We start from the raw sequence: 21,434 nt of genomic DNA, 5'->3' as shown, positions 1-21,434 counted from the left end.
GGCGAGGGACGAACTCAAGAAGAGGACATCCGTGCCTCTGCATATTAATCGGATTTCACGTCGACGGAAGATCATAACGTACCACCTCCGAAACGAAGGCGGTCGAGGAGTACAGCACTCACCCTACGCCCTGATGAGAGCCTGGTCAAGGCCACGTGTTTCCCGTCTTTGTCTCCGTTGACAGAGTCTGAGTCTGTCTTGTAGGCTATTAAAATGACGTACTAAGCCATCGCTGACTATCTTATCCCTCGCGCGATTCCTTCCCATGCCGTTCGTGCGCGTCTGATTCCCCGGTCGTCGCCGCTTCTGCGCCTGAGTTTCCACGGTCGTCTCTCTGCCCAGCACGCCGGAGGCGTCTTGCCGTCGAGAGGAGTGGAGACCTCATCTTCTCACCAAGGAGTCCATATGAATAAGGAACAATTCGGGCAATTCTGGGAGCAACTCAAAACGCCACTCAGGACTAAGTGGGTGAACATCACGGAGGCGGACCTCATCGAAATTCAAGGAGATCTTGGCAGGTTCGAGACAGTCCTCCAGAAGCGGTATGGGGAGCTCCAGAAAGGTGAGGTGGCAACATGGGCGAACCGGCGCTACTCCCATTGGACGGGGAACTATATCGGATATAAAGATGCAGCCCCAGCGGTGTAGGCGAGCAGTTATTCGGCGGCAGAACAATGGCCGTATTTACTGAGGGAGCGAACATGAAGCGAATCGTGATCAACCGGAGCTATGATGAATTCTGCATCAGCCATAAGGCACTGAGCAGGTTGCGTGAACTAGGCCAACCTCAGGCGCTGGCGGAGACGGATCGCGGGTCCTATTGGCCTCAGGCAGCTGGGCCACGGGAACCGAGCCTGAATCAGTATGGGAAGCTCATCCCACGGGATGATGAGAACCTGGTTCGTGTAGTGGAAGAACTTCTGGAAGCAGCCGATGGACATGCGGCGAAGCTCAAAATAGTATCCATCCCTGACGATGTGAACTGGGTGATTGCCAAGACTGAGGGTGGTGAACAGGTGAGCGAAGTTCACCGTACGTGGGGATAAGTGTAGAAGTTAGATTTAATGAAAAGAGCATCCCGAAGGGATTGAAGGGGCGCTTCGAGTGAAGCGCCCCTTTCGTATTCAGGCAGAATGTGTATCGGGATTAATAGCGGTTGCGGTCGCGTCCGCCACCACCACCACCACCGAATCGTGAGCCGCCTCCACCCGCACCACCGCCGGAACGTGGCTCCATTGGCTTCGCTTCATTCACGGTCAATGACCGTCCGTCCATCTGTGACCCGTTCAGGGCAGTGATGGCTGCCTTCGCTTCTTCGGCGGTCGACATCTCTACGAAGCCGAATCCACGTGACTGACCCGTGAACTTGTCCGCGATCACGCGGGCCGATTCGACCGTGCCGTGCTCTGCAAACAGGCTGGTGAGTTGAGATTCGGTTGCCGAGTAGGGCAATCCGCCGACATACAATTTTGAACCCATGGGGGTTCCTCCTTCCAAAATGATATTGTTCAATACACGAGAAGGACTTCAGAGGGGAAGGAGAGGGCCGAAGACGTAGTTGATGAACGGCTCAGGTCAGGCTTCCGATCAGATTCTCGGCAGGAACAACATCGGTGACAGGCCGTTGAAATTCGTGTTTCATGCGAGGCCCTCCGCTATGAAACATCGACATCTTAACAGGTGTATACAGGAATAGCTACCCTGAGTACTCGGGGAGGTCAGGACTGTTATCCGCCAGGAGGGGCGTGAGGGGTTGACGCATTCCCCGCAAGACCATCGCGTTCCTGTACTCCAAACGGAAAGCATCTCTGTCGCAAACTCAGAAATGATTGGCTGAATGGGTTGCTGGCAGTAGCATACAAAATCATGATGAGCCGTCGTATCGTAACAGTCCTGGTGCTGGTATCGGCCATCGTCGCTCCTGCGTTTGCCCAGGCCGACTTCGTCGCGCGGGTCTTGATCGTCCACGAAGGAGATCGCCTCACCATCTACCATCAAGGCCGAAGGGACATGGTGTATCTTCGCGGGGTGGATTGTCCCGAGCTGAAACAGTCCTATGGGAAACAGGCGAAACGTGTCACGGCTGCCTATATCGCCAACCGTGAAGTGGTCGTGCGAAACTTGAAGCGAGATCGACAGGGTCGGATGACCGTTGACATCCTACTGCCGGATGGACGACAGATCACCCATGAACTAGTCAAAGAAGGGCTCGCTTGGGTGCCACCGGGCGGGTCAGGCGATCAAGCCATGAAGGATATGGAAGAGCTGGCCAGAGCCGCGGGGACAGGTCTGTGGTCCGAGTCAAATCCCATCCCACCGTGGAAGTGGAAGTCCACGAGGCCTGCTCACCACAAGTAGAATTCTTATTCCACATCTTCTGTGGACAACCATGTGAACAAGTCTCATTATTCTGCAAAAGACAGTGCAAATGGCGTGTGTATTCAGCAAAGTGCCTATTTTGCAGGCATCCGCTTCAATATGATTGTGCCACAAGTAGTAGTGGTATCAGGATAATTTATTTCATTTCTTGCATATTCCTAGGAATATTTCTTGACATGATCTAGGATATCTACGCTGATGATGGCGCACATGCCACTAATCCCATGGTTATCCACAGGATTGACAGATTTCTGGGGATGACGGCTCTCAGCAACAGGAGCGAGGTTTCTTTTCTGTCAAGGGGCTGAGGAAGAAAAGACGGCTCCATTGAGATGGGGAAAAGATCTAGAGACCAATTTCCCAAGGCCAGAGCCAAATGGCTGGTCGCAGGCACAATCGTATCCTTTTCTGAGAGGAAACGGTTTGTTAGAGTCCCTATTCCATCGGTCAAGGAGTCGGCCCGCTAGCTTCTGATGGAACACCTCGTGTCTGGCATACAAGGAATAAATTTTTTCGAAAACCTATAGTGAGACTAAGTGTTCGTAGGGCGGTTTGAACTACGGGTGTGGTGAGCGTGGTGAAGCCTGAACGGCTTGTTTGGAGGCACAGGCTCTTCGACAGACACAGAGCGAACCGATTCTGACACGAACGGTCGGGATGCTCTACTGGCCTGAGCCTTGTGCTGCCCTCTCACTTCTGCCACCACCACATATCTCAACGGACCATCGGGCAGTATGGCATCAAATGGATAGCAGGTGATGAGGACGAGTCTGGCCTGCTGATGATCGAGTGCGATCGTGCCGGATCGTGAATCCGCCATGCGACGCTCTGAAACAACGTAGTGCAGCCTCTTCCCCGTTGCGGTTTGAATCACGATTTCATCCTGCCGATGCAGTTTTTTGAGAAAGCTGAAGTGTGTATCACGGTGGCCGGTGAGGATCGTTGTGCCGACCGAACCAGGCAACGCACTCGATTCAGCATAGCCAGGGCCGAAGGCGAGCGTGCGCCCATACGCGCCGTTCAACACGATCAGATCGATGTTCTTGGAAGGGACGGTTAAGCGCGCGACGGGCTGGAGAGCACGGCAGTTTCCTGCCAGGAGAGATTCATTGAGCAGGATGTCCTCGTCTGGTTAGGCTAAAAAGGTTGAGTCCAGCAGCAGAGGCTTGGGGACGATCTCCGTTGTCCCCAAGCCTCACCGATTAACTACCTGCCCTTTGTGGGCTTAGGAATGAGGGCTGGCTCAGACCATGAGGGAGGAAGGCTTTCTCCTGTCGTGCCATCTTCACCTATGGTAGATGACGAATCGATAGTGGTCTCGGGCGAATCGGACGGAGTGGTCGGGGTGAATGGAAGTACCATATGTTCTTGGCCGATCTTGCGGACTTCGAGATGCACGCGACGATTCATGTGCCGGCAGACGTCGCTGGTGTCGACACAGAGGACAGCCTCTTCGCCCAAGCTCACCGTTTTGATCCGGTGTTCGGCAATTCCCGCATTCAGCAATTCTGCCTTGGCCGTCTCAGCCCGTTTCATGCCAAGCTGCATATTGTAGCTCGCCGATCCCTGCTGGTCCGTATAGCCCTGGATCAGCACGCCATAGTTCTCATGCTGCTTCAACATGTCGGCTTGGGCGGCGAGGTGAGCCTTCCCTTCGTCGGTCAATCCCTTCCGTCCGACTTCGAAGTAGACATCGGCATGAATAATCTCCGGGGTGGTTAGGACCGGAGCCGTGATCTGGGCGGAATGGGTAGATGATGCCCCGGTCTGGTGTAGAACTGAGGATTTCATGAGCAAGCCAGGGACGCTGGCATGCTCGACCTTCTCCGTGGTGGGAGAAGCCGTCACCTGGTCGCCGGTTTGGCTATAGAGCCACGCGGCGGCAAGCAATCCTCCAAGGGAGAGGACGACTCCGGCCAGGACAATGACTTCTTTTGTGTCTCTCTCTGGCCCCTTGATCGTGGGGGCAATATTTCCTGACGTTACCTGTGATGCGCTCGGTTGCATGATGAAATCCTCCTTGTGGTTAAACGCACACATTGAACTCACGATTTGACACTCAGTCCTCAGCACTTGGCTCCGGTCTTTTAAATTCACCTCCTTTTCAGTCTAGGTGCCCGTGGCCTGTTGGTCTAATGCTTGAGCAACGGCGATGCCGAAGAGGAACAATTGGAAAGTTGTAAGGAAAGTTCAGGGGTTAAGCGATTAGGCTAAGCATCAGAGCGATGCGGGGACGCGATGCCCATCCCGCCATGCGGGGATGGCCCCGCAAGAGGGAGGCGGAACGACACCCCCACTAGTTCCTTGCTCCCCGAGCGCGCACACGAGGTCTATCTAATGATCACATTGCGGGCGGTGCTCGCTCGACGGGCGCAGTGGAACCAGCACGGGTGCCATTCCAGAGGAGGGGAGCGACGAGCAAGCTTGGGAGGAGCTGTTTAGATGCTGTGGTCTTGCGGGGTGATCTGTTTGAACGTCCTGGCATTCAGCAGATAGCGGTACTGGTGACCGTAGGGACTTTGCGGTAGACTCGTGCCACCGATTAGGCTGGATAGGTACCCCGGACAGCTCCGCGGGGAATCCTGTCCCCGGTGAAAGGTGTCTGTCAAATCCAGGCCACCCCCAATGACCCGATTGCCTCTTTTGGAGTGAAACATTCACCATGAATACTGTGGTGTTGCTTGGGACAGCGCATTCCATACAGCGCGGGGAAAACGCACCGACCGTGTTTGGAGCTGTACTCAGGGGCGAATGTGAAAAATACAATATCAAGGCTATAGCAGAAGAGATAGACAATGATAAGCCTACTGTCGCATACATGCTGGCGAAAACCCTCCATGTAGAACACTTGTTCGCTGATCCCGATCTTCAAGAAAGAGCCAAACGAGGTATTCAATCCGATTGTAGTTATGACATTATTCAAGAATATCGGAATCGGTATCCAGGAATTGGAATGTGGCCAGATTTGCCGAGTGAAGAGAATCTTCCGGAGAAAGTATGGAGTGAATATGACAGAAGGACTAAGGAGTCACATGGTATGAGAGAACAAGTTTGGCTTGAGAAAATAATTCAATACGATCAATGGCCACTTTTATTCATTTGTGGCGCTAATCATTTTCGAGGGTTTTTCAATCTGTTGCGCAACAGTGGATTTCATGTAATTGAATCTCATGAGGACTGGGCACCCCTAACTCAATGACAGTCCAATTGAAGCGTCTCAATGCAAAATAAAAGTCTGGGGTCGCGTCTTGTTCTGTGCATGATAGTGAGCAGGCTTTGGAGGTCGGCACTTGTACGCTTAGCCCGGATTCCGCAGTTGATTTGGAATTGAGGTAGAATCGGCGGCCAGATTCTCTTGGCAACCCAGGAGGTTGGCATGCGCACTCGTCCAGCTCCGGCCTCACCGCTCTATCCCAAGCTCCGCTTTGCGTTCACCGACCATCCGATCACCGTCTGGGCCGGAGCTATCCTGCTGCGACTGTACTTTGAACTGATCGGGTTGCGCGCGGCACTGATGCCCCTCCTCGTCTCCTTCACCAAGACGTCCAACAATCAGATTGCCGCGGTCGACGTGCTGCTGGCCTGGTGGTATGGGCTGGCCCTGGGTGCTGAGCGGTTTGAACATCTGACTCGCTATCGACGCGATCCGCTGCTGCCTCGGCTGCTGGGGCTACCGCGGTTTCCCTCACCCGATACGGTCCAGCGGTTCTTCAGGCGGTTCACGTATCGACGGACCACCGAAGTGTCGGAGGCCCTGATGCGGCTGTCGTTGCAGAGCCTGCGGCCGACGCTGCTGGGCCATACGCTGGATCTGGATTCCACGGTCTTCTGTCGATATGGCGCACAAGCTGGGAGCCTGAAGGGGCACAATCCGCTCAAACACGGCCGTCCTTCCCATCATCCACTGGTGGCCTGGTTGAGCGAACGTCGACGACTCTTATGGGCCACCTTGCGGGCCGGGCATGCGGGGACGGCCAACGGCGTGCGAGAGTTTCTCGCGCAAGCGCTGACCATGTTGCCGGCGGGGCATCGAATCGGACTGGTGCGGGCCGATGCCGGCTTTTTTGTGACCGCGTTCCTGACCGCATTGGAAGCCCGCGACTTGCCCTATATCATTGTGGCCCGGCTGACTCCGCTGGTGCGGAAGCTGGTCATCCACCGCATTCCCGAAGCGGACTGGCAGCCCGTCACGCGCGGCATTGCGGTCGCGGACGTGATGGCGACGCTCTCGGCCTGGCGGGGCCAGACTCGCCGGTTTGTCTGTCTGCGTCAGACCCTGACGGAGCGGCCCACGGCCAGTGGGCGGCGGCTGATCGAGTGTCCCGGCTACACGTACCGCGTCTTCGTCACCACCGTGCCCTTTGCCGCCGAATTGGTCACCCGCATGTATGCGGGCCGGGCCGACTGTGAGAACCGCATCAAGGAACTCAAGGAAGACCTGAGCCTGGACACCTTCTGTCTCCAGTCCTTCGACGCCACGGATGCCGCCTTCCGCACGGGCTGCGTCCTCTACAATCTATTGATGGGGTTTCGGGAAACCGTGCTTCCGTCGTGCTGGTTTGAACGGCGGCTGCGGGCCGTCCGGGATCGGGTCTTTCTCGTCGGGGCGGATCTGATTCCCGATGCGCGACGGCTGCGCGTCCGCTTCGCGGTGCCTCCGGAGGAACGGCCCGAATTTCTCCAGCGCCTTCGTGCGCTCGCCGAGGGGCTCCCGATTGCGGCGCAGTTGGAGTGGGAGCTCGCCGACGCGAATGAGCCGAATCAGACCGCTGTGCACGTCGCGAATGTCCCGGTGCCGACAAGTTACCCGTCACCCCACACGCCAAGAGCCTCCCCGTAAGCACCTCTCTACTGCGGAATCCGGGCTTAGTGAGCCTCGGCCTCACGTTACGCTACTAAAGAAAGGAGAGATCAGCTCTAAGTTCTATGCTCGGGTGTATTAAAAGCAATGGAAAGTAAGTCAGACCTTTGTTGTTGCTGCGAAATTGGGTAGGCGCATGGGTGCGCACCATTCGACCATCAGGTGCATCGTACCCTCATGATAATTGGTTGATGCACGAAACTAGATCTGCCCGCAGATTGCTGACTCCAGATTTCTGTGCTTCGCTTGGTGTGATGTGAGGGGCAAAGCTACACTAGCAAGTCTTGGATGGATTGGACGATCGAAGGTGTGACATTCGACGGATTAGGCGAGAGTCAGTATTCTACCTTTCCTGGTTCACCATTAAATTGGCCCTTACAGTGATACCCTTCGCCCTTGATCCCATGAATCGCAGCCAACAGGTGATCCGGATTTACTTTCCCCGCATCCATAATAACGACGACATGGCTTTGCATTGCTTCAAAGTCGACCCCGAGGACCCCCGACACTCGTTTCAAGGCTTCCCCCAGTTCATAGCTATGAAATAGGCAGTATCTCCCACTCAACTGAATCACAACGCGCTGTTGTGCGGCATCGACAAAGCCTGGGATGACTCCGTATCCCATGACGACGAGAAGCAAGAGACTGAATAATCTCCTCATTGGTCTCCCCTCATCTACAAGACTTCCTAAACCTTGAAGAATCTCTCAGCTTGGCGAAGTCTCCTAGGAAAATCTATCACATCTTCTGAATTTGTCTTGCCGTCTCGTTTCCTCGATTCTACAAACTCAGGGCGGCTACTGGAGTGATTCCCTTAATTGAATTCGCACTAATCCTAGTTGTGTAGTCGTACTCAACCACCAGAAATCATTGGATTATTTAGATTTAGCCGGTGCAGTATTTGACTGAAAGAAACCCATAGGAGGAAGCAATGGAGCATAGAAGCGAGTTCGATGGAAGGAAAAAGACTGAGGTCGGATCTTGTATTGTGCATGCGACATGGAATGGGCATAGGGAAATCAGTATGAGTCGAGGATCTGAGTCTGTTCGGCTCGAACTCTGACGTCACGAGGAGCCTCACTCTTCCGCACGTGCACGCTCTCGGTTACTCGCACGCGATCCCCATCCTTCGGCAATGTCTCTGACCACTATGGACGCAGCTCTCCAAGGTAAATTGAAGGAGCGCAGACGCCGTTTTTTCACTATCAGACGATGCCAAGAAAGACGGCTAGTGAGCGATCGACCCGCACCATGAGTTCGTGGTCCAACGCTCCAATGCGGGAGCCGAGGGTCTCTTGCGGGATGGTGACGATCTTGTCGATCATGATCTGTGAAATATGCTGAAGGCCATTGGAGGAGGAGGGCTCAACGGTCAGTCGGAATAGGGGAGCGTCCAGAATTTCGGTGGTCAACAGGCAAATCGTCACGCTGCCGAGGGCGGAGAAGAGATCGGATTGTAGAACGAGGGCAGGGCGTGGTTTGCCGCTATAGTGACCTTTGGCCGCGACGGTCACGACATCGCCACGTTTTACGCGCTGTCCCAATCGGCGATCTCCGAGATGAAGTCAAGAGTGGGCTTTTCCTGGGCCGAGCGAGCGGCGAGCCGCGCCTGTCGTCGACATTCGCCCGCGAATCCCTCGGTGCGAGTATCAGGTACCCAAATTTGAACCGGCCGCAACCCCTTGCGGCGCAAGCGTCTGCGATAGCGGTCTTGCTTCTCTTTCGGAGTCAGGTTCGTCTCAGTAGACATGGAAAGTCTCCTCCTCATCCGCTCTCCATAGTAGGGTATCACATTTCTCGGTAACATGTGACTTAATTCTGACGAGCACGCTGAGAAGCGGGAAGAGTTTGTCTCCGAAGAGAGGAGGATTGGGGGCACGTGTTGTTCTGTGTATGCCAGTGCCGATGACAGGATGGATCAGACTGCGTATCGTATCCGCTGTGTTCCTTGTCTCAACTTCTGCGAACTGGGTTAGGCCATGGGTTTGCACACTTCGACTATCAATTGCACCGTACCCTCAGGGGAATTGGTCGACGCACGAAACAAGATCGTACTCGTTGACTTGGCTTCGGCCTTATTGCGGAGTTGCGTGAGAGCCAGTCGGTGAGCCGGAGAACGTGCCTGGCTCGACGAGTGTGCCTACATTGGTGAACGGCAATCGCCCCTCCGCGCTATGGAGCACGCCTTTGATGTCGTAGGCCAATTCCTGTTTCTGAGAGAGGTTGAGCAGTTGGCGCATGATGTCGAGTGTCGAGGTGGTGGTGTCGATCGTCATCACGGTATCACCTAACCGAGGAATCGTCACTTCCTTGCTCCCCAGGCCACGGGCCAGACGTTTCCCGTTCAGATTCAATGTGAAATCGATGCCCGTCAGGTGATAGTCGAAGTCGTTCGGGTTGCGGACCCGGAGGTCGACACGGAGACGCTGTTCGAACAGCGTCGCGTCCAGGGGCGTAACATTGGTAACGAGCACCTCTGGAGACTCACCTTTTATGAACCAGGAGGCGCAGCCGGGAAACAGTAAGACTGCGGCGAATAGGAACAAGAAGGCTCGATGAAGTCGCATAGGCGACATCATAGCAAGAATATTTACGGGAAATCGATGTTCAGCGGGTGGTGTCAGGATATTCAGGGGCACAGCTGGGGTTGCTATACATGCAACACAGAAATGGGTATGGGAGAATCAGTGTCATTCAAGAATCTGCATCGCGGTTGCCTGAACTCTGACGTCACGCGGATCTTCGCGCTTCAGCACGCGTACGAGATTGGTTGGAAATTATCGAAGAGAGAGTATAAGGGGCGGGCCCCGTCTGCGGCGCTCTAGGACCCGTGGTTCCTAGCTTCACCATCACAGCCCATTGAAACGGCTGCGGTCACAGTGTACGGTTCAAACCCTCTCGTGGCGTGTGATGCGAACAGAATTCGAGGAATCTGACTCCAATGCGAATCAGGCTTCAGATGGTTTGGCGTCATGAAGGCATCTGCCGCCCGTACTCTTGCCACTCCCAGCGTCCCTCGATCAAGGAGGTAGGAACAATTTCCTGCCATTCAGAGTTGTTCGTTGAATGAAGGAGCACGTCATGCGCTACTCTCGTGCTACCGCAGTCGCCCTTGTTCTGCTGATCGCGGTATCCGCGCACGCGCAGCAGATGGATCCTCATAAGCTCAAAGACCAGCTGACCGGAGACGCCAAAGGGTCAGCTGCGAGCAATCCGCAGTGCAAACTTTTCACACAGGCCGAGATTGCCGTCTATGTTGGCGTACCGGTTGGTCCTGGCGAGAACGCTGCGGGCGGTGCGGGGTGCAGCTGGCACGACACAGACTACGAAGCGTCTGCAACAGTAACGGTTGTCCCTCCGAACTACTTCCCAGAGCCCAAGCTGGTGAAGGGGTTCAAACGCTTGCCCGATGTTGGGAACAAGGGCTGGGTGGCGCCGGACGATGGCTGGTCAGCGGGAGCGCTCGTTCAGGATGTGGCGATTGTGGTGGGGATTTCAGGGAAGACTTCGACCGAAGCCTCAGTGGTAAAGTTACTTCAAGAGGTGATCAAGCGCCGAACGAAGTAGTGTCTCCTCGCGATGATGTCTGCCGTTTCCCATCCAGCCTGCGTTAGAAGTGTTGCGATCAGACCCCAGATTTAACCCCCGTGCTGAGGAAAGCAATTCGTCGCGCTTTCATGCGAGGCGTTGCGAGCCATTCCGATCCATGGGCATCTGTGGCGCTTCATCGTTTAGTCTGCAACTCCACGTTCACGAGTTTTATTTCTGAGAGATCTTCGAGCCGCGGGCACCAACGTGTACCGGCACGCCACAAGGCCGAGTCCAGTTGGGCATAGATCGTTCCGGGGTGCTCATAGTGAATGCCATACGCGTGTGTGGCCGCGCATCGACAGGGAAACACAAACGACTTCCCCGAGTCGTCGGACTCCACTTCAATTCGTGTCACGGCCAGATCAAATGTGAGCCGGATCTTGAACCAACAATGCGCATGATAGTCCTCGACCTGCATCGATTGCTGATAGCACTCCAAGACATCACGGACGGTTGTCATGGTCAACGACGTGTTTCCCGAGAGGACCTCGGCTCGCTTATCGAGCACCAAGGCTTTGGCCAGGGACAAGGCGTGTCCTACGTGAATCGGGTTGAAGAGGTCGAACGCCGACTCATAAATGGTGATGTTGGGATGTACCTTGAATTCGCGGAGAGATCCTCGCTTGGCCAGCTCAAGGTTCCAATAAAAGTCCACGGCTGGGGATTGGCGGAAGCGAAAGGTCAGCAGGCTCATCGTTCAATCCCCATCATCAGGGCTGACTGAATCTGAAACCTTCAAGGAGGTACTCTGTCACGGTTAATCGTGGCGCAATACTATACCATCTTCTGCTCTCGTTTGGATGGGAGTGTGAACTTCGCCAGACCGGCAGGGACACCTGAGGCAAATTGAAGCTCTACAATCTTGCGAGTGCAGTACTCGCTAATAGCAATTCGGGGAGGACGGCCAACCCCCTGGGGGAGGCATACAGTTCATGGGACGTTGCGGGGGGAGTCTGACCGGACCATCCGGTCGTGGTTCCGCCTCGTGGCGGTAGCCTTTCGCCAGCGCCTCATTGACCAGCGTCTCGATGTCCGTATCGGACAAATCTGGGTACTCGTGTCGAAACTTGCGCTCGAGGACTGGGCGGGTGGTCGCGATATACCGTTCACGAGACTGTCGTAGCCCTTCGCGGGCTTGGTGATACAGTGCCTTGCGTTCCTCGGTCCACACACTACCCGTTTGGTCGAAAGTGTTGTCAGTTCTGGACTCGGGGTCCATCCCATGATCGAGCTTGGATCCGGCACATCCAGCGAGCAGGGTGATGAGTAAAGCCATTGCGAGTCGCATGACACGGCCTCATAGGGGGGCGAGATCAGTCGATACCGCTTGGACTGACGATCTAGTGCCGTTAGGTCGCGTCTTGTTCTGTGCATGCCAGTAAGCCATGACTTGAGGGGCAGGCCCCATTTCTTCAGACCGGTCGGCATGCGGGTACCGCTGAATCAGGGTTACCTGGGCTCTGATGACACGCCCACGAAGTAGAGGTGCTTCTCTCCGGTGAGATGTTGCGGCTGGACGATATAGTCGCCTGTCATCGAAGGAACCCAGATGGACTTTGCCACCGCCAGGTTTCCTCCCGTCACCGCCCAAGCGAAGCCGCCCACAATACCCCCGCCGATCGAATAGACCATTTTCGCGGCGCCATAGGGAATGGTGAGCGCCCAGCAAGCTGCTTGCCGTCCGGCTGCCTCAGGGCTGGATAGATTCGATGGGGTGGACGGGCTCGAGTGCGAGGGGCTCGTCTCGGATAGGTCGTCACCATGAGCCCGTACAGATTCCCCTGGCAGGACCACTAGTGCGCAAAACGCAGCTCCAACAAGAAGCCCCCGCCTGACCTGCACCCATAGAAAGCGATTCGTGCTCATGGCTGTTCTCCAGTGGTGAGACCTCCAACATGCGAGACGAGCACAAGTGTTCGCTTATGTGCTCCTGGGGTTCTGGGCAACGGGAACTCCGTGATCGGGGTGTGTTCCGCGAAGTTTGGCCTATAGGTCGTCTTTGGGAGATTCCTCGCTCTGTTTGAGCCAGAGTTCGAGTAGTCGTGTCTCCCGTTCAGACTGGGAAATGTGCTCCAGCGCGAACGCACCCGTCAAACGATCTTCATAAAACGCCCGTTGCTTCGCGTAGGTTTTCTTAAAGGCTTTTGTCTTGAGGACTTTCCACTCAGCATCGGATATTCCCGCGTGGGCACGCAAGAGGTTGATCTCGATGGCTTGGAACGCAAAGACCTTGGCTAACACCTTGATGACCGTGGCATTCGTCAGGAATCGTGGACCCTTCTCAGCCATGACCCATCGTTTCGGTTAGGCCGCCGGCACAGATGACTGTGCCGGCGCGTTCTCAGCATGTTCACATGGCACGGAATCCCAAAGTGGATAGGGTCAGTTCCGCACGCCGCTCCACACCTTTGCCGGATCAATCGCCTTGTCAGGATTGAGGGTCTTCGCTCGTTCCAGGAGGACATCGGTCCCTTCGGGATACAACGGATCAGAAATACAACAATTATCGACCGGACAGACAGCCGCACATTGGGGTTCGTCAAAATGGCCGACGCACTCGGTGCATCGATCATGCGCGATGATGTAAATATTATCTCCCACGCCCTGGCCGTCACCGACATGGAGCCCCTTTTCTTCCGCGCCGCTGCGCGTTTCGAAGATGGCCTCGTTCGGGCATTCCGGTAAGCAGGCGCCACAGTTGATACATTCATCGGTAATCAGCAGTGCCATGATTCGAGCCTCCTTAATTCTGTAAGATGTAAGAGGGTGCTGAACGTTTTCTTTATCGTATTTCCTGCACGCATCCTTGTGTGAACCACGAGGCGTATTGAATCAGGCAGTCACGCTATCAGACGCGCGCTTTTATAGATCAACGGGAGCCGTATGTTGCACTTTCATACGCGCTTCTGTCAATGAGGCGGTTTGAAAAGGAGAGGTTTTTGAGGCAGAAATAAAAAGGGGTAGGCGCCTCTAGCGGCGCGTAACCTGCTTTGTTTCTATCACGGTGAAGCATCAAGCGCGATGCCTTGTCACTGGGAATGCATCGGGTCCCTGAGTAAAGGTTGAGGTTGGGGCTAGTTCTATGTACCTCCACGCGATAAACTAGCCGTCATATCCTGACCGTGGCGCATTAACATCCTTGGAGCGCGCTCCCATTCATTTCACTGTGGGATCTCATGTCCGATAAGACTTTTTTCTCGACTGCGAGCACCACAGAAGTCACAGCGGTATACGTCCACCTTTCACAAAGGAGCACATCTCATGGCAGACGTCAAAGAGCAGATCACGAACGCATTGGAGCATTTCAAGCAGCAGCGCGATGAGCTTCAAGTCCAGCTTCACTTGGCGAAAGCGGACGCGAAGGACGAATGGGCTCGTCTGGAGAAGCAGTGGGAGGAAACGAAGCCTAAGCTGGAAGCGGCACGGGAGGAAGCCGGGAAGACGGCAGAATCCGTTGGCGCGGCGTTGGGCCTGGCGATCGACGAGCTAAAGAAGGGCTATGAGCGGCTCCGAAGCCGACTATAACGAAGGCATCGTACACGCAGCGACGAGCCACGATGGGGTTTCAGTGAGGAGTTGAGGGAGGCAGATCCTTCCGTCTTTATCCTCATCAGTTTCGTGCTTTCACCAAGGGGTTACCGCTTGATGAGCGCATCCTTGGAGCTCTTACCGCTGTGTGTTTTTCCGTCGCCCACAGTGCTCGCTGATTCTGATCCCTGGGTCATCACGATTTCCATGCGTCGGTTCTTATTCCGGCCTTTGTCCGTCTCATTCGTCGCGATTGGCTTGCCATCAGCATACCCCGCGGATTTGACTCGGTCGGCTTCAAGTCCTCCGTTGATGAGGACCTGGCTGGCATGTTCGGCCCTGGTCCGGGAGAGTTCGAGGTTGTCCCGAAAGCCCTTCCGAGGATCGGTCCGGAGCGGCGTGTTGTCGGTATGCCCAGCAACCTCGATGCTCTGGTAACGGAATCCCTGCAAGACGACGCCGATCCGCTCAAGCAATGAGGCCCCTCCGAGGGTGACCGTCGCGTCACCGGTGGAGAATAACTCACTGGTGGCCAAGGCGAGGGTTAATTTATTCCCTCGCTGCTTCAAAGTCGCACTGCCTTTCTTGAGTTCAGGCTGTAAGAGATTCGCCAGGCTTTCGCTGATTTTGCCGAGGTCGCTATTTGATGAGAAGGCTTCGCCCTCATCCGCGCCTTCAGGGTCGGATCCGAGCAGGGCGCTGAAGGATAGATTGCGATCGACAGATAGCAGAGAAAGGGAGGGAGGGCTCTCTTCCTGAGCGGCTGTCGGCGCGGCTGGTTTGGACGAATTGAGTTCAAACTCCACCAGCAATTGCTTAGCGCGCAGGAGTTCCGCGTCTTTCGCCAGGAGTTGAGGGTTAAGATCGGCCAGCTTTTGTGTGACTTGTTTGAGCTCCTCCTTGACCTGCGTCAGTTCTTGTTCTTTCTTCGTTGTCTGTTGTTCCACATCACTGGCTCGGCGCTTGGTCTGGGCCAGTTCCTGTTCTTTCCCGGCCAACTGTTGTTCGACTTCACCGGCGCGACGCCTTGCCTGAGCCAGTTCTTGTTCTTTCCCCGCCATCTGCTGTTCGACGTCACCGGCACGGCGCTTCGCCTGGGTCAGTTCCTGTTCTTTTCCCACCAACTGTTGTTCGACTTCAGTGACACGGCGCTTGGCCTGAGCCAATTCTTGCTCTTTCCCTGCCATCTGCTGGTCTGCCTCGGCTGTGCGGCGCTTAGCTTGGGCCAGCTCCTGTTCTTTTCCCGCCATCTGTAATTCGACTTCCGTGACGCGGCGCCTAGGCTGTGCTGGGTCCTGTTCTTTTCCCATCGCGGCCAACTGTTGTTCAACTTCGATGACACGGCGCTTGGCCTGCACGAGTTCTTGCTCTTTCCTAGCCAGTTGTTGTTCGACTTCCGTGACGCGGCGTTTGGCTTGTGCTAGCTCCTGCCCTTTCCCCGACGTGGCCATCTGTTGTTCGAGTTCAGGGATCCGGCGTTTGGCCTGGTTGAGCTCCTCAGTGCGTGCCACAAGATCTTCTCGAAGCTGCTTGGAATTCGTATGAGCGTTCGTGATCTGGGTTGCGAGCTCAGTTTCCTTGGCATGGAGCTGGAGCACGAGCTCACCGATTCGTTGCTTGAGCTGTCGCTCGAGCTCCTCGATTTTTTGTGTGGCCTGCTGAAGCTGGGCCTTCGTCATGCTCAATTCGTCCTGAGAGGACTGCCGGTCTGACTCTTCTGCGGCCATCGCAACCGAGGCGGTTCCGCAGAACATGACGATGGATACAAAGGCAGCGGCGGATAACTTGATGATCATGTCTCACTCACCAATAGAGAAGGTGCAGGATTCAGAATGAATTCGCGCTCCACCAACGGCATGCCCGACACTCATCTATCCATGAAGTCCGCTCGCGAGGCATAAATGGAAGCACCTCAATTGACAGCACCGAGGTCGGCGCGTTTCGCGCTTCATGAAAGATAAAGAAAAAGTGGAAGGCGATCCTATCGCCTTCGTAATTCGCTTTGCAACGGGGTATGTAGGGTCATGATACATGTTGAGTAGCTCGACGGCGACGGGAGATCGACATCGCCACGCTGCGAGTCATGGACATGAACTACGGTGCACGGGGGCACGACGAACAGCCGAATGCTGTGCTGTCGACAAGTAAGGAATAGGGAATCTCTCTTGATATTGACGGTCTGGAATCCGAATAGTGGCAACAGTATAGTGTCAACAGTGCTTATCATAATGGCATCGCTGTGTTTTCTCAGGGTAATTGACCACTTGTTCATGGACGGGTCCACGATATTGAGACCGAATTCCGGTGACACGTGATGTCACAGATAGGCCTGGGCTCACCGTCTTGAATCTCATCGCTCGTCTCGCTAGACTTCGTCCCGCTCACGTCTTCCCGCATTTTTGGAGGTTCCTCAATGACGGTTCGCCGGCTACTTCACGCGTTCATGGTCTTTGGAGTATTGCTCTCAGCAGAGATGAGATCTTCGGAGGCAGCCGATCAGCCGCAGCATATGAAAGCCATGTGCGAGAAAGGCACGGCGACAGCATGCAACGCTCTCGGATTGTTGCATATGAAAGGTGAGGGGGTGAAGCAAGACGACATTCGAGCTGGTGCTCTTTTCAAAAAAGCCTGTGATGGCGGCGATGTGGGTGGCTGCTCCAATCTTGGCGTGATGTATGCCGAGGGAATCGGGGTCTTACAGGACGACGCTCAAGCTGCTGCCTTCTCGAGGATAGGGTGTGACGGTGGAAGTATGAAAGGCTGCTACAACCTTGGCGTGATGTATGCCGAGGGAACCGGGGCTCCACAGGACGACGTTCAGGCCGCCGACTTCTACAGACAAGCCTGTGACGGAGGGAATGCGAAGGGCTGCTACAACCTTGGCGTGATGTATGCCGAAGGAATCGGAGTCTCCCAGGATGACGTACAAGCCGCTAGTTTCTCTCGGAAAGCCTGTGACGGTGGAAGTATGAAGGGCTGCTACAACCTTGCTGTGATGTATGCCGAGGGAGTCGGAATCCCACAGGACGATGTGCAAGCCGCCGGTTTCTACCGGAAGGCCTGCGAAGGGGGGAATGCGAGGGGTTGTTACAACCTTGGTGTTATGTATGCCGAGGGGACCGGGGTTCAAGGGGATACCTTTCAAGCTGCTGACCTCTATCGGAAAGCCTGTGACGGGGGGAGCCTGAGGGGCTGCTCCAATCTCGGAGTGATGTATGCCCAAGGAACCGGGATCAAGCAGGACGATATTCGCGCCGCCACTCTCTACAGGAAGGCCTGTGATACTGGGGATGCAAAGGGTTGTATCAATCTCGGCATGGTCTATCAAGTCGGGAGAGGCGTCAAACCGGACGATGCCGAAGCGCTCAAGTATTATGGGAAAGCCTGCGATCTCAGAGAGCCCAAAGGCTGCACGCATTACGCAAAGTTGAAGACAGGGAGACGGTGAGATGGCGTGGACGTGGTAGGCGGCGGTCCACATGATCGCAGGCATCATTCATGGTTGTGGCCTGGTGTGTATTGAAAGTGAGGGTGACAATGCGACGACTGCTCCTTGGCCTCTTACCCTTGGTTTTGGCTGGATGCCCAACGACGACGGCTATAGTGGTTGGAGCCCCGGCACTCCTATCCAAATCCGAGTTCGATGAACGACGGACGGAAACCAAGCAGCAGATCGAAAAGGGACTGATTTCCAAAGACGCCGGTGAAACGAGTTGCCGGCAGATGCTGAATACGGCTGATCGGAATCATGCGGCGCCACCGCCTGTAGATCCTGCCGTCTGCGAATTTGGATCGTTGGCCGATAAACTTTATGAACTCACCAGATCCGTGGAGAGCGGCGCGTTGACCCCGGATCTCTGGGTAACCAAGTGTCAGCAACTGGCTGGGCAGTCTTCCGGCAAGGATGATTGCCGATACGACCCATTCGCTGATCGGATTATCCAATGGCGACGGGTAGTTCACGAAGGCAAGGCATCGAAGGAAGGGGCCGAGATGGACTGCCGCAACTATGTGCAGCAGGTTCGCCAACATCCGATTCCTGGCCCAGAGATCAAGGAGGACGCCTGCAAATTCTAGTAGGTCATTGAATCCGTCCTCCAGCTTAGTTCTTGCGTGGCTCGGAGGCGTACCGTATGAGACAACGTGCGTTTCCTGTTTCTTCTGATTGCACCTGGGAGGAGACCTCATGATATTCAGACGACCAGAACTTGAAAAAGATAATCCGATTGCTCCTCAACCGTATATCGGCCCCCGAAGACGGCTGGCAATGGCTCGCGCGGCGGCATCTGGGGAATTGAGCGAAGTGGGCGATATGCGAGACACGTTGCAAACTTTGACGAAGGCAGCGTCTCGCTTTGTGAACAGTCTCCCGAAAGCGAGGAAAGTCGATACAGGGCTGAAGGCCTTGCGGGATGCGATTGCGCAAGCCGAGCAAGTCATCTCTGTGAAGACGCCTCTCTGACTTCAGGAGGCGTGATGGTTGAACGGGGCAGGCACGCTTGAGAATTCTTCTGCGCCGCGAGTCAACGGCAAGAGCAACCCCGGATCTCTTTCGATACGACGGTCGAATTGTCCGATACCGCGTGTTCTTGCCATCCTCTAGTGTCTATCGTCCCGCTATTGCGTAGATAGCTGGAAAATAAGAGAAGACATATTTTAAGTAACTGAGGTACAGGCCTTGCGTGAATGCAGGAAGTATCAGCTATGCCTGTGACCGATCCCCAACTGTCAGGAGGGGTGTGATCATGGCCGATGCATTTTTCACCATCAATGGCAATGTGCGGGTGATCGGTTCCATCCGTCGTGGGGCGAACGGCCAACCGCAATCGCTGGAGGCTTCGATCTCGGACGGAGATACAGCCGGGATTCATATCGAGGGGAGTGGCTCGGTTCGTTTTCTTGGGGTGGATACGCCCGAGAAGAATTTCCCACTCGCCGGTTCCTCTGCACAGCGCCGCCTCGATTCGGCAGAATGGGAGGCCTATCTGACCGATCCATTCCTGCCGCAGTTCGGACCTTTTGATCTCGATACTGATCTTGCGAACCATCTTCGCACTCGTATTGGAGTCGGTGCCGGGATCAACCATCGCGCCCACGGCGACTTTGCCGAACGAGCCCTGATCGGGCTGATTCAAGCTGACATGGATGCACTGGGGCAGACCTCCAGTACATTCGGGTACTTTCTATCCTTCTCCTTTGAGGTCTTCGATTCTTTTGGACGGTTCTTGGCATTTATCAATCGGAATCAGCCAAATGGAAACAGTCCTGGGCCACGTCCCCCGACCTACAACGAACGAATGCTCGAACAGGGGGCAGCCATGCCGTTCTTTGTGTGGCCGAATATCGATCCGTTCCGCGAATCCCCCTCGATTCTTGATGCGGTCATCGCGCCCGGTACTGCGAGTCAGGTTGCTGAGACAACCTCGGGGCTGCACCGTGCGCGTGAGTTGGTTCGACAAGCTCGTGCGAAAGAAATCGGCGTCTTCAATCCATCCAATCCCCTTCGCTTCGAGGCGTTTGAGGTGCGCTACCTCGGGCGACGTGAAGCACCCAATCGTGCAGTCATCGATTTGAGCCGGAATGGTGATGTCATGCTACAGCCGCAGCACTATTTCCGTATTCCTCATGCGGAAGACCGGCTGTTCATTCCGTCGACCTTCGTGCCGCTATTTGTTTCGCGTGGGTGGCGTCTTGAAGGTTGGGCGTAACTATCGCGGTCCATGCCGTAGGTCTGCCCCGCGTAATCGAATGTGGGCGGGGGCTATGTGAAGCACGGCATGTCTCTCGTGGCCTTGGATTGGATGATGGCTGAGGCTGAACGGTGCGGGCTACGCTTTATTCAGGCGGATCGCGAGTACGTGCACACACATCAGGATGTCCACGACGAGCTCTATGATGCCCGCGCTGGATTAGGTGTGTATTATCGGTGGGAACCGCGCGACCTCGTCAAACTCTGTGACGCCCACAACATCGCTTGCCCGAAGGTCCACATCAGCGTATTCGAGCGTATCGCCAACGGAACCGGAAGGTATGCGCCGATCAACCTTCCTCATCACTATGAGGTGGTCCGGACGAACGATGAGCGGTCATGGCCGTCGGATCAGACTCTGTGGGCGATTGAAAGACAGGTGCCGCACGGTGCACATTCAGTCGCTGGTCCGCCGAAAAACGAATCGTTACTTGAGGGCATGGCTGGAACAGTCAGAAGTGGGAAGATGTCGTACTATACCTTCGTCGCGGCCTCGATACCAGCCGTCGGTTGGTGGCATGCGTTGCCACCGTTTCCACAGGTTACCGAGGCTCTTGCTCAATGGTGTTCGTATCCCAATCTCATCATTGGCGCCATCTATGCCTGTGTCGGGTTATTGGTATGGGGATGGTCCAAGCGAGTCGATGGGAGAATGGAGTCGGCGGCTCAGAACTATTGGCAACGCCGTCGGGAAGCGCTACGAACAATCTTTTCCGACAGCCAAATCCAACGAGGGTCTGAACCAGCACATAAGGTGGCAAGAGTGGGGTGATGCTTGACGGAGTCAGCGCATCTGCCGACGATGAGATCTTATTATTCATCTGTTCGGAGAACGGCGATCGCAGAACTGCGATAAACATGCAAAACCGGTATCGAACTTTGGTGGTGGCTCTATTTCTTCTCGTGTCGCTTGTGGGCTGTGGGGCGATGCATGCGAGTCAGTGCGGCGACGACGGCCGGACGGCGATGCAGGAGTTACTGTACTTCGGGACAGATACGCCATCCGGTCACGTGACGCTGGAAGAGTGGACGCAATTCCTGAGCGAAACGGTGACTCCGCGCTTCCCGGAAGGCCTCTCGACCTGGCCGGCGTCCGGCCAATGGCGTTTAGCTTCAGGTCAGATTATTCGCGAGCCATCTTATGTCCTGAGCCTTGTTCATCCGGATGATCCAGTACCGAACAAGGCCGTTCAGGACATTATTGCCTCCTACAAAACACGCTTCCAGCAGGAAGCGGTGCTCCGGATCACATCGCACACATGCATGTCTTTCTAGGGCCTGTTAACACTACTGACCCTGTTTATGCGATACTGCGCATATGGAACT

The 21,434-nt window shown here is 55.3% G+C and carries 26 protein-coding genes; 13 read left to right on the top strand and 13 right to left on the bottom strand.

Annotated features, from left to right (window positions below; all coding sequences use genetic code 11):
* Positions 1-405: 405 nt before the first annotated feature.
* Both E8D52_12920 and E8D52_12915 read left to right on the top strand, forming a co-directional pair.
* A complete protein-coding gene (locus tag E8D52_12920) occupies positions 406-648 on the top strand; it encodes a hypothetical protein (protein ID TKB67470.1) in 243 nt (80 codons plus the stop codon).
* A 53-nt stretch (positions 649-701) separates the two neighbouring features.
* Positions 702-1,046, top strand: coding sequence for a hypothetical protein (locus tag E8D52_12915; GenBank protein ID TKB67469.1), 345 nt, complete (start codon positions 702-704; stop codon positions 1,044-1,046).
* Between the two features lie 100 nt (positions 1,047-1,146).
* Here E8D52_12915 and E8D52_12910 read toward each other — a convergent pair whose 3' ends face one another.
* Positions 1,147-1,479 (bottom strand): RNA-binding protein, encoded by a 333-nt coding sequence (locus E8D52_12910; GenBank protein TKB67468.1) that lies wholly within the window; start codon positions 1,477-1,479, stop codon positions 1,147-1,149.
* 387 nt (positions 1,480-1,866) lie between these two features.
* Between E8D52_12910 and E8D52_12905 the strand changes: the two genes are divergently transcribed.
* The gene (locus E8D52_12905; GenBank protein ID TKB67467.1) at positions 1,867-2,358 is read left to right on the top strand and encodes a hypothetical protein; all 492 of its coding nucleotides are present in this window, start codon (positions 1,867-1,869) and stop codon (positions 2,356-2,358) included.
* Positions 2,359-2,911: 553 nt separating this feature from the next.
* Here E8D52_12905 and E8D52_12900 read toward each other — a convergent pair.
* Positions 2,912-3,499, bottom strand: coding sequence for a class D sortase (locus E8D52_12900; protein TKB67466.1), 588 nt, complete (start codon positions 3,497-3,499; stop codon positions 2,912-2,914).
* Between the two features lie 86 nt (positions 3,500-3,585).
* Positions 3,586-4,428: an OmpA family protein gene (locus tag E8D52_12895; GenBank protein ID TKB67465.1), complete on the bottom strand. Its 843-nt coding sequence runs from the start codon at positions 4,426-4,428 to the stop codon at positions 3,586-3,588.
* A gap of 613 nt (positions 4,429-5,041) precedes the next feature.
* Between E8D52_12895 and E8D52_12890 the strand changes: the two genes are divergently transcribed.
* Positions 5,042-5,578, top strand: coding sequence for a hypothetical protein (locus E8D52_12890; GenBank protein TKB67464.1), 537 nt, complete (start codon positions 5,042-5,044; stop codon positions 5,576-5,578).
* A 177-nt stretch (positions 5,579-5,755) separates the two neighbouring features.
* Positions 5,756-7,219 (top strand): IS1380 family transposase, encoded by a 1,464-nt coding sequence (locus E8D52_12885; protein TKB67463.1) that lies wholly within the window; start codon positions 5,756-5,758, stop codon positions 7,217-7,219.
* Between the two features lie 356 nt (positions 7,220-7,575).
* Here E8D52_12885 and E8D52_12880 read toward each other — a convergent pair whose 3' ends face one another.
* The 4 genes from E8D52_12880 to E8D52_12865 form a co-directional block, all read right to left on the bottom strand.
* Positions 7,576-7,902 (bottom strand): hypothetical protein, encoded by a 327-nt coding sequence (locus tag E8D52_12880; protein ID TKB67462.1) that lies wholly within the window; start codon positions 7,900-7,902, stop codon positions 7,576-7,578.
* 543 nt (positions 7,903-8,445) lie between these two features.
* Positions 8,446-8,784, bottom strand: coding sequence for a type II toxin-antitoxin system PemK/MazF family toxin (locus E8D52_12875; GenBank protein ID TKB67461.1), 339 nt, complete (start codon positions 8,782-8,784; stop codon positions 8,446-8,448).
* Positions 8,769-8,990 (bottom strand): DUF3018 family protein, encoded by a 222-nt coding sequence (locus E8D52_12870; GenBank protein ID TKB67460.1) that lies wholly within the window; start codon positions 8,988-8,990, stop codon positions 8,769-8,771. Before E8D52_12870 ends, E8D52_12875 begins: the two co-directional genes overlap by 16 nt.
* A 325-nt stretch (positions 8,991-9,315) precedes the next feature.
* The gene (locus E8D52_12865; GenBank protein ID TKB67459.1) at positions 9,316-9,819 is read right to left on the bottom strand and encodes a hypothetical protein; all 504 of its coding nucleotides are present in this window, start codon (positions 9,817-9,819) and stop codon (positions 9,316-9,318) included.
* Between the two features lie 502 nt (positions 9,820-10,321).
* On the opposite strand from E8D52_12865, the gene E8D52_12860 reads away from it, so the two are divergent.
* Positions 10,322-10,807, top strand: coding sequence for a hypothetical protein (locus tag E8D52_12860; GenBank protein TKB67458.1), 486 nt, complete (start codon positions 10,322-10,324; stop codon positions 10,805-10,807).
* A gap of 157 nt (positions 10,808-10,964) precedes the next feature.
* On the opposite strand, the gene E8D52_12855 is transcribed toward E8D52_12860, so the two are convergent.
* The 5 genes from E8D52_12855 to E8D52_12835 all read right to left on the bottom strand — a co-directional run bounded on the left by E8D52_12855 (position 10,965) and on the right by E8D52_12835 (position 13,561).
* On the bottom strand, positions 10,965-11,525 hold the full coding sequence (locus E8D52_12855) for a hypothetical protein (protein TKB67457.1): 561 nt from the start codon (positions 11,523-11,525) through the stop codon (positions 10,965-10,967).
* A 186-nt stretch (positions 11,526-11,711) separates the two neighbouring features.
* Complete coding sequence (locus tag E8D52_12850) at positions 11,712-12,119, bottom strand: hypothetical protein (GenBank protein ID TKB67456.1); 408 nt, start codon at positions 12,117-12,119, stop codon at positions 11,712-11,714.
* Positions 12,120-12,280: 161 nt separating this feature from the next.
* The gene (locus tag E8D52_12845) at positions 12,281-12,697 is read right to left on the bottom strand and encodes a hypothetical protein (GenBank protein ID TKB67455.1); all 417 of its coding nucleotides are present in this window, start codon (positions 12,695-12,697) and stop codon (positions 12,281-12,283) included.
* Positions 12,698-12,817: 120 nt separating this feature from the next.
* Positions 12,818-13,120 carry a hypothetical protein gene (locus E8D52_12840; protein ID TKB67454.1) on the bottom strand — a complete coding sequence of 101 codons (303 nt, stop codon included), beginning with the start codon at positions 13,118-13,120 and terminating at the stop codon, positions 12,818-12,820.
* 93 nt (positions 13,121-13,213) lie between these two features.
* Complete coding sequence (locus tag E8D52_12835; protein TKB67453.1) at positions 13,214-13,561, bottom strand: 4Fe-4S dicluster domain-containing protein; 348 nt, start codon at positions 13,559-13,561, stop codon at positions 13,214-13,216.
* Positions 13,562-14,092: 531 nt separating this feature from the next.
* On the opposite strand from E8D52_12835, the gene E8D52_12830 reads away from it, so the two are divergent.
* Complete coding sequence (locus E8D52_12830) at positions 14,093-14,356, top strand: hypothetical protein (protein ID TKB67452.1); 264 nt, start codon at positions 14,093-14,095, stop codon at positions 14,354-14,356.
* Between the two features lie 110 nt (positions 14,357-14,466).
* Here E8D52_12830 and E8D52_12825 read toward each other — a convergent pair whose 3' ends face one another.
* A complete protein-coding gene (locus E8D52_12825) occupies positions 14,467-16,155 on the bottom strand; it encodes a hypothetical protein (protein ID TKB67451.1) in 1,689 nt (562 codons plus the stop codon).
* A 617-nt stretch (positions 16,156-16,772) separates the two neighbouring features.
* On the opposite strand from E8D52_12825, the gene E8D52_12820 reads away from it, so the two are divergent.
* The 6 genes from E8D52_12820 (at position 16,773) to E8D52_12795 (ending at position 21,383) form a co-directional block, all read left to right on the top strand.
* Entirely contained in the window at positions 16,773-17,807 is a 1,035-nt protein-coding gene (locus E8D52_12820; GenBank protein TKB67450.1) for a sel1 repeat family protein, read from the top strand.
* Positions 17,808-17,896: 89 nt separating this feature from the next.
* Entirely contained in the window at positions 17,897-18,436 is a 540-nt protein-coding gene (locus tag E8D52_12815; GenBank protein TKB67449.1) for a hypothetical protein, read from the top strand.
* Between the two features lie 109 nt (positions 18,437-18,545).
* A complete protein-coding gene (locus tag E8D52_12810; GenBank protein TKB67448.1) occupies positions 18,546-18,821 on the top strand; it encodes a hypothetical protein in 276 nt (91 codons plus the stop codon).
* A 283-nt stretch (positions 18,822-19,104) separates the two neighbouring features.
* Positions 19,105-20,067 carry a hypothetical protein gene (locus E8D52_12805; protein TKB67447.1) on the top strand — a complete coding sequence of 321 codons (963 nt, stop codon included), beginning with the start codon at positions 19,105-19,107 and terminating at the stop codon, positions 20,065-20,067.
* Between the two features lie 69 nt (positions 20,068-20,136).
* Entirely contained in the window at positions 20,137-20,880 is a 744-nt protein-coding gene (locus E8D52_12800) for a hypothetical protein (GenBank protein ID TKB67446.1), read from the top strand.
* Positions 20,880-21,383 (top strand): DUF3574 domain-containing protein, encoded by a 504-nt coding sequence (locus E8D52_12795; protein ID TKB67445.1) that lies wholly within the window; start codon positions 20,880-20,882, stop codon positions 21,381-21,383. The genes E8D52_12800 and E8D52_12795 overlap by 1 nt, the downstream gene beginning before the upstream one ends.
* Positions 21,384-21,434 lie beyond the last annotated feature (51 nt).

The sequence above is a fragment of the Nitrospira sp. genome, from assembly GCA_005116745.1.
Taxonomy (GTDB): Bacteria; Nitrospirota; Nitrospiria; order Nitrospirales; family Nitrospiraceae; genus Nitrospira_D.
The sequence above is the reverse complement of the archived record's forward strand: the minus strand, read 5'-3'. Positions and strand labels throughout refer to the sequence as shown.

Excerpts from the sequence above, each read along its gene's own strand:
- E8D52_12845 (TKB67455.1), bottom strand. The coding sequence starts at position 12,697 with ATGAGCACGAATCGCTTTCTATGGGTGCAGGTCAGGCGGGGGCTTCTT.
- E8D52_12920 (TKB67470.1), top strand. The coding sequence starts at position 406 with ATGAATAAGGAACAATTCGGGCAATTCTGGGAGCAACTCAAAACGCCA.
- E8D52_12795 (TKB67445.1), top strand. The coding sequence starts at position 20,880 with ATGCTTGACGGAGTCAGCGCATCTGCCGACGATGAGATCTTATTATTC.
- E8D52_12890 (TKB67464.1), top strand. The coding sequence starts at position 5,042 with ATGAATACTGTGGTGTTGCTTGGGACAGCGCATTCCATACAGCGCGGG.
- E8D52_12835 (TKB67453.1), bottom strand. The coding sequence starts at position 13,561 with ATGGCACTGCTGATTACCGATGAATGTATCAACTGTGGCGCCTGCTTA.
- E8D52_12870 (TKB67460.1), bottom strand. The coding sequence starts at position 8,990 with ATGTCTACTGAGACGAACCTGACTCCGAAAGAGAAGCAAGACCGCTAT.
- E8D52_12865 (TKB67459.1), bottom strand. The coding sequence starts at position 9,819 with ATGATGTCGCCTATGCGACTTCATCGAGCCTTCTTGTTCCTATTCGCC.
- E8D52_12840 (TKB67454.1), bottom strand. The coding sequence starts at position 13,120 with ATGGCTGAGAAGGGTCCACGATTCCTGACGAATGCCACGGTCATCAAG.
- E8D52_12860 (TKB67458.1), top strand. The coding sequence starts at position 10,322 with ATGCGCTACTCTCGTGCTACCGCAGTCGCCCTTGTTCTGCTGATCGCG.
- E8D52_12915 (TKB67469.1), top strand. The coding sequence starts at position 702 with ATGAAGCGAATCGTGATCAACCGGAGCTATGATGAATTCTGCATCAGC.
- E8D52_12820 (TKB67450.1), top strand. The coding sequence starts at position 16,773 with ATGACGGTTCGCCGGCTACTTCACGCGTTCATGGTCTTTGGAGTATTG.
- E8D52_12905 (TKB67467.1), top strand. The coding sequence starts at position 1,867 with ATGATGAGCCGTCGTATCGTAACAGTCCTGGTGCTGGTATCGGCCATC.
- E8D52_12825 (TKB67451.1), bottom strand. The coding sequence starts at position 16,155 with ATGATCATCAAGTTATCCGCCGCTGCCTTTGTATCCATCGTCATGTTC.
- E8D52_12880 (TKB67462.1), bottom strand. The coding sequence starts at position 7,902 with ATGAGGAGATTATTCAGTCTCTTGCTTCTCGTCGTCATGGGATACGGA.
- E8D52_12910 (TKB67468.1), bottom strand. The coding sequence starts at position 1,479 with ATGGGTTCAAAATTGTATGTCGGCGGATTGCCCTACTCGGCAACCGAA.
- E8D52_12815 (TKB67449.1), top strand. The coding sequence starts at position 17,897 with ATGCGACGACTGCTCCTTGGCCTCTTACCCTTGGTTTTGGCTGGATGC.
- E8D52_12830 (TKB67452.1), top strand. The coding sequence starts at position 14,093 with ATGGCAGACGTCAAAGAGCAGATCACGAACGCATTGGAGCATTTCAAG.
- E8D52_12885 (TKB67463.1), top strand. The coding sequence starts at position 5,756 with ATGCGCACTCGTCCAGCTCCGGCCTCACCGCTCTATCCCAAGCTCCGC.
- E8D52_12850 (TKB67456.1), bottom strand. The coding sequence starts at position 12,119 with ATGCGACTCGCAATGGCTTTACTCATCACCCTGCTCGCTGGATGTGCC.
- E8D52_12855 (TKB67457.1), bottom strand. The coding sequence starts at position 11,525 with ATGAGCCTGCTGACCTTTCGCTTCCGCCAATCCCCAGCCGTGGACTTT.
- E8D52_12800 (TKB67446.1), top strand. The coding sequence starts at position 20,137 with ATGTCTCTCGTGGCCTTGGATTGGATGATGGCTGAGGCTGAACGGTGC.
- E8D52_12805 (TKB67447.1), top strand. The coding sequence starts at position 19,105 with ATGGCCGATGCATTTTTCACCATCAATGGCAATGTGCGGGTGATCGGT.
- E8D52_12810 (TKB67448.1), top strand. The coding sequence starts at position 18,546 with ATGATATTCAGACGACCAGAACTTGAAAAAGATAATCCGATTGCTCCT.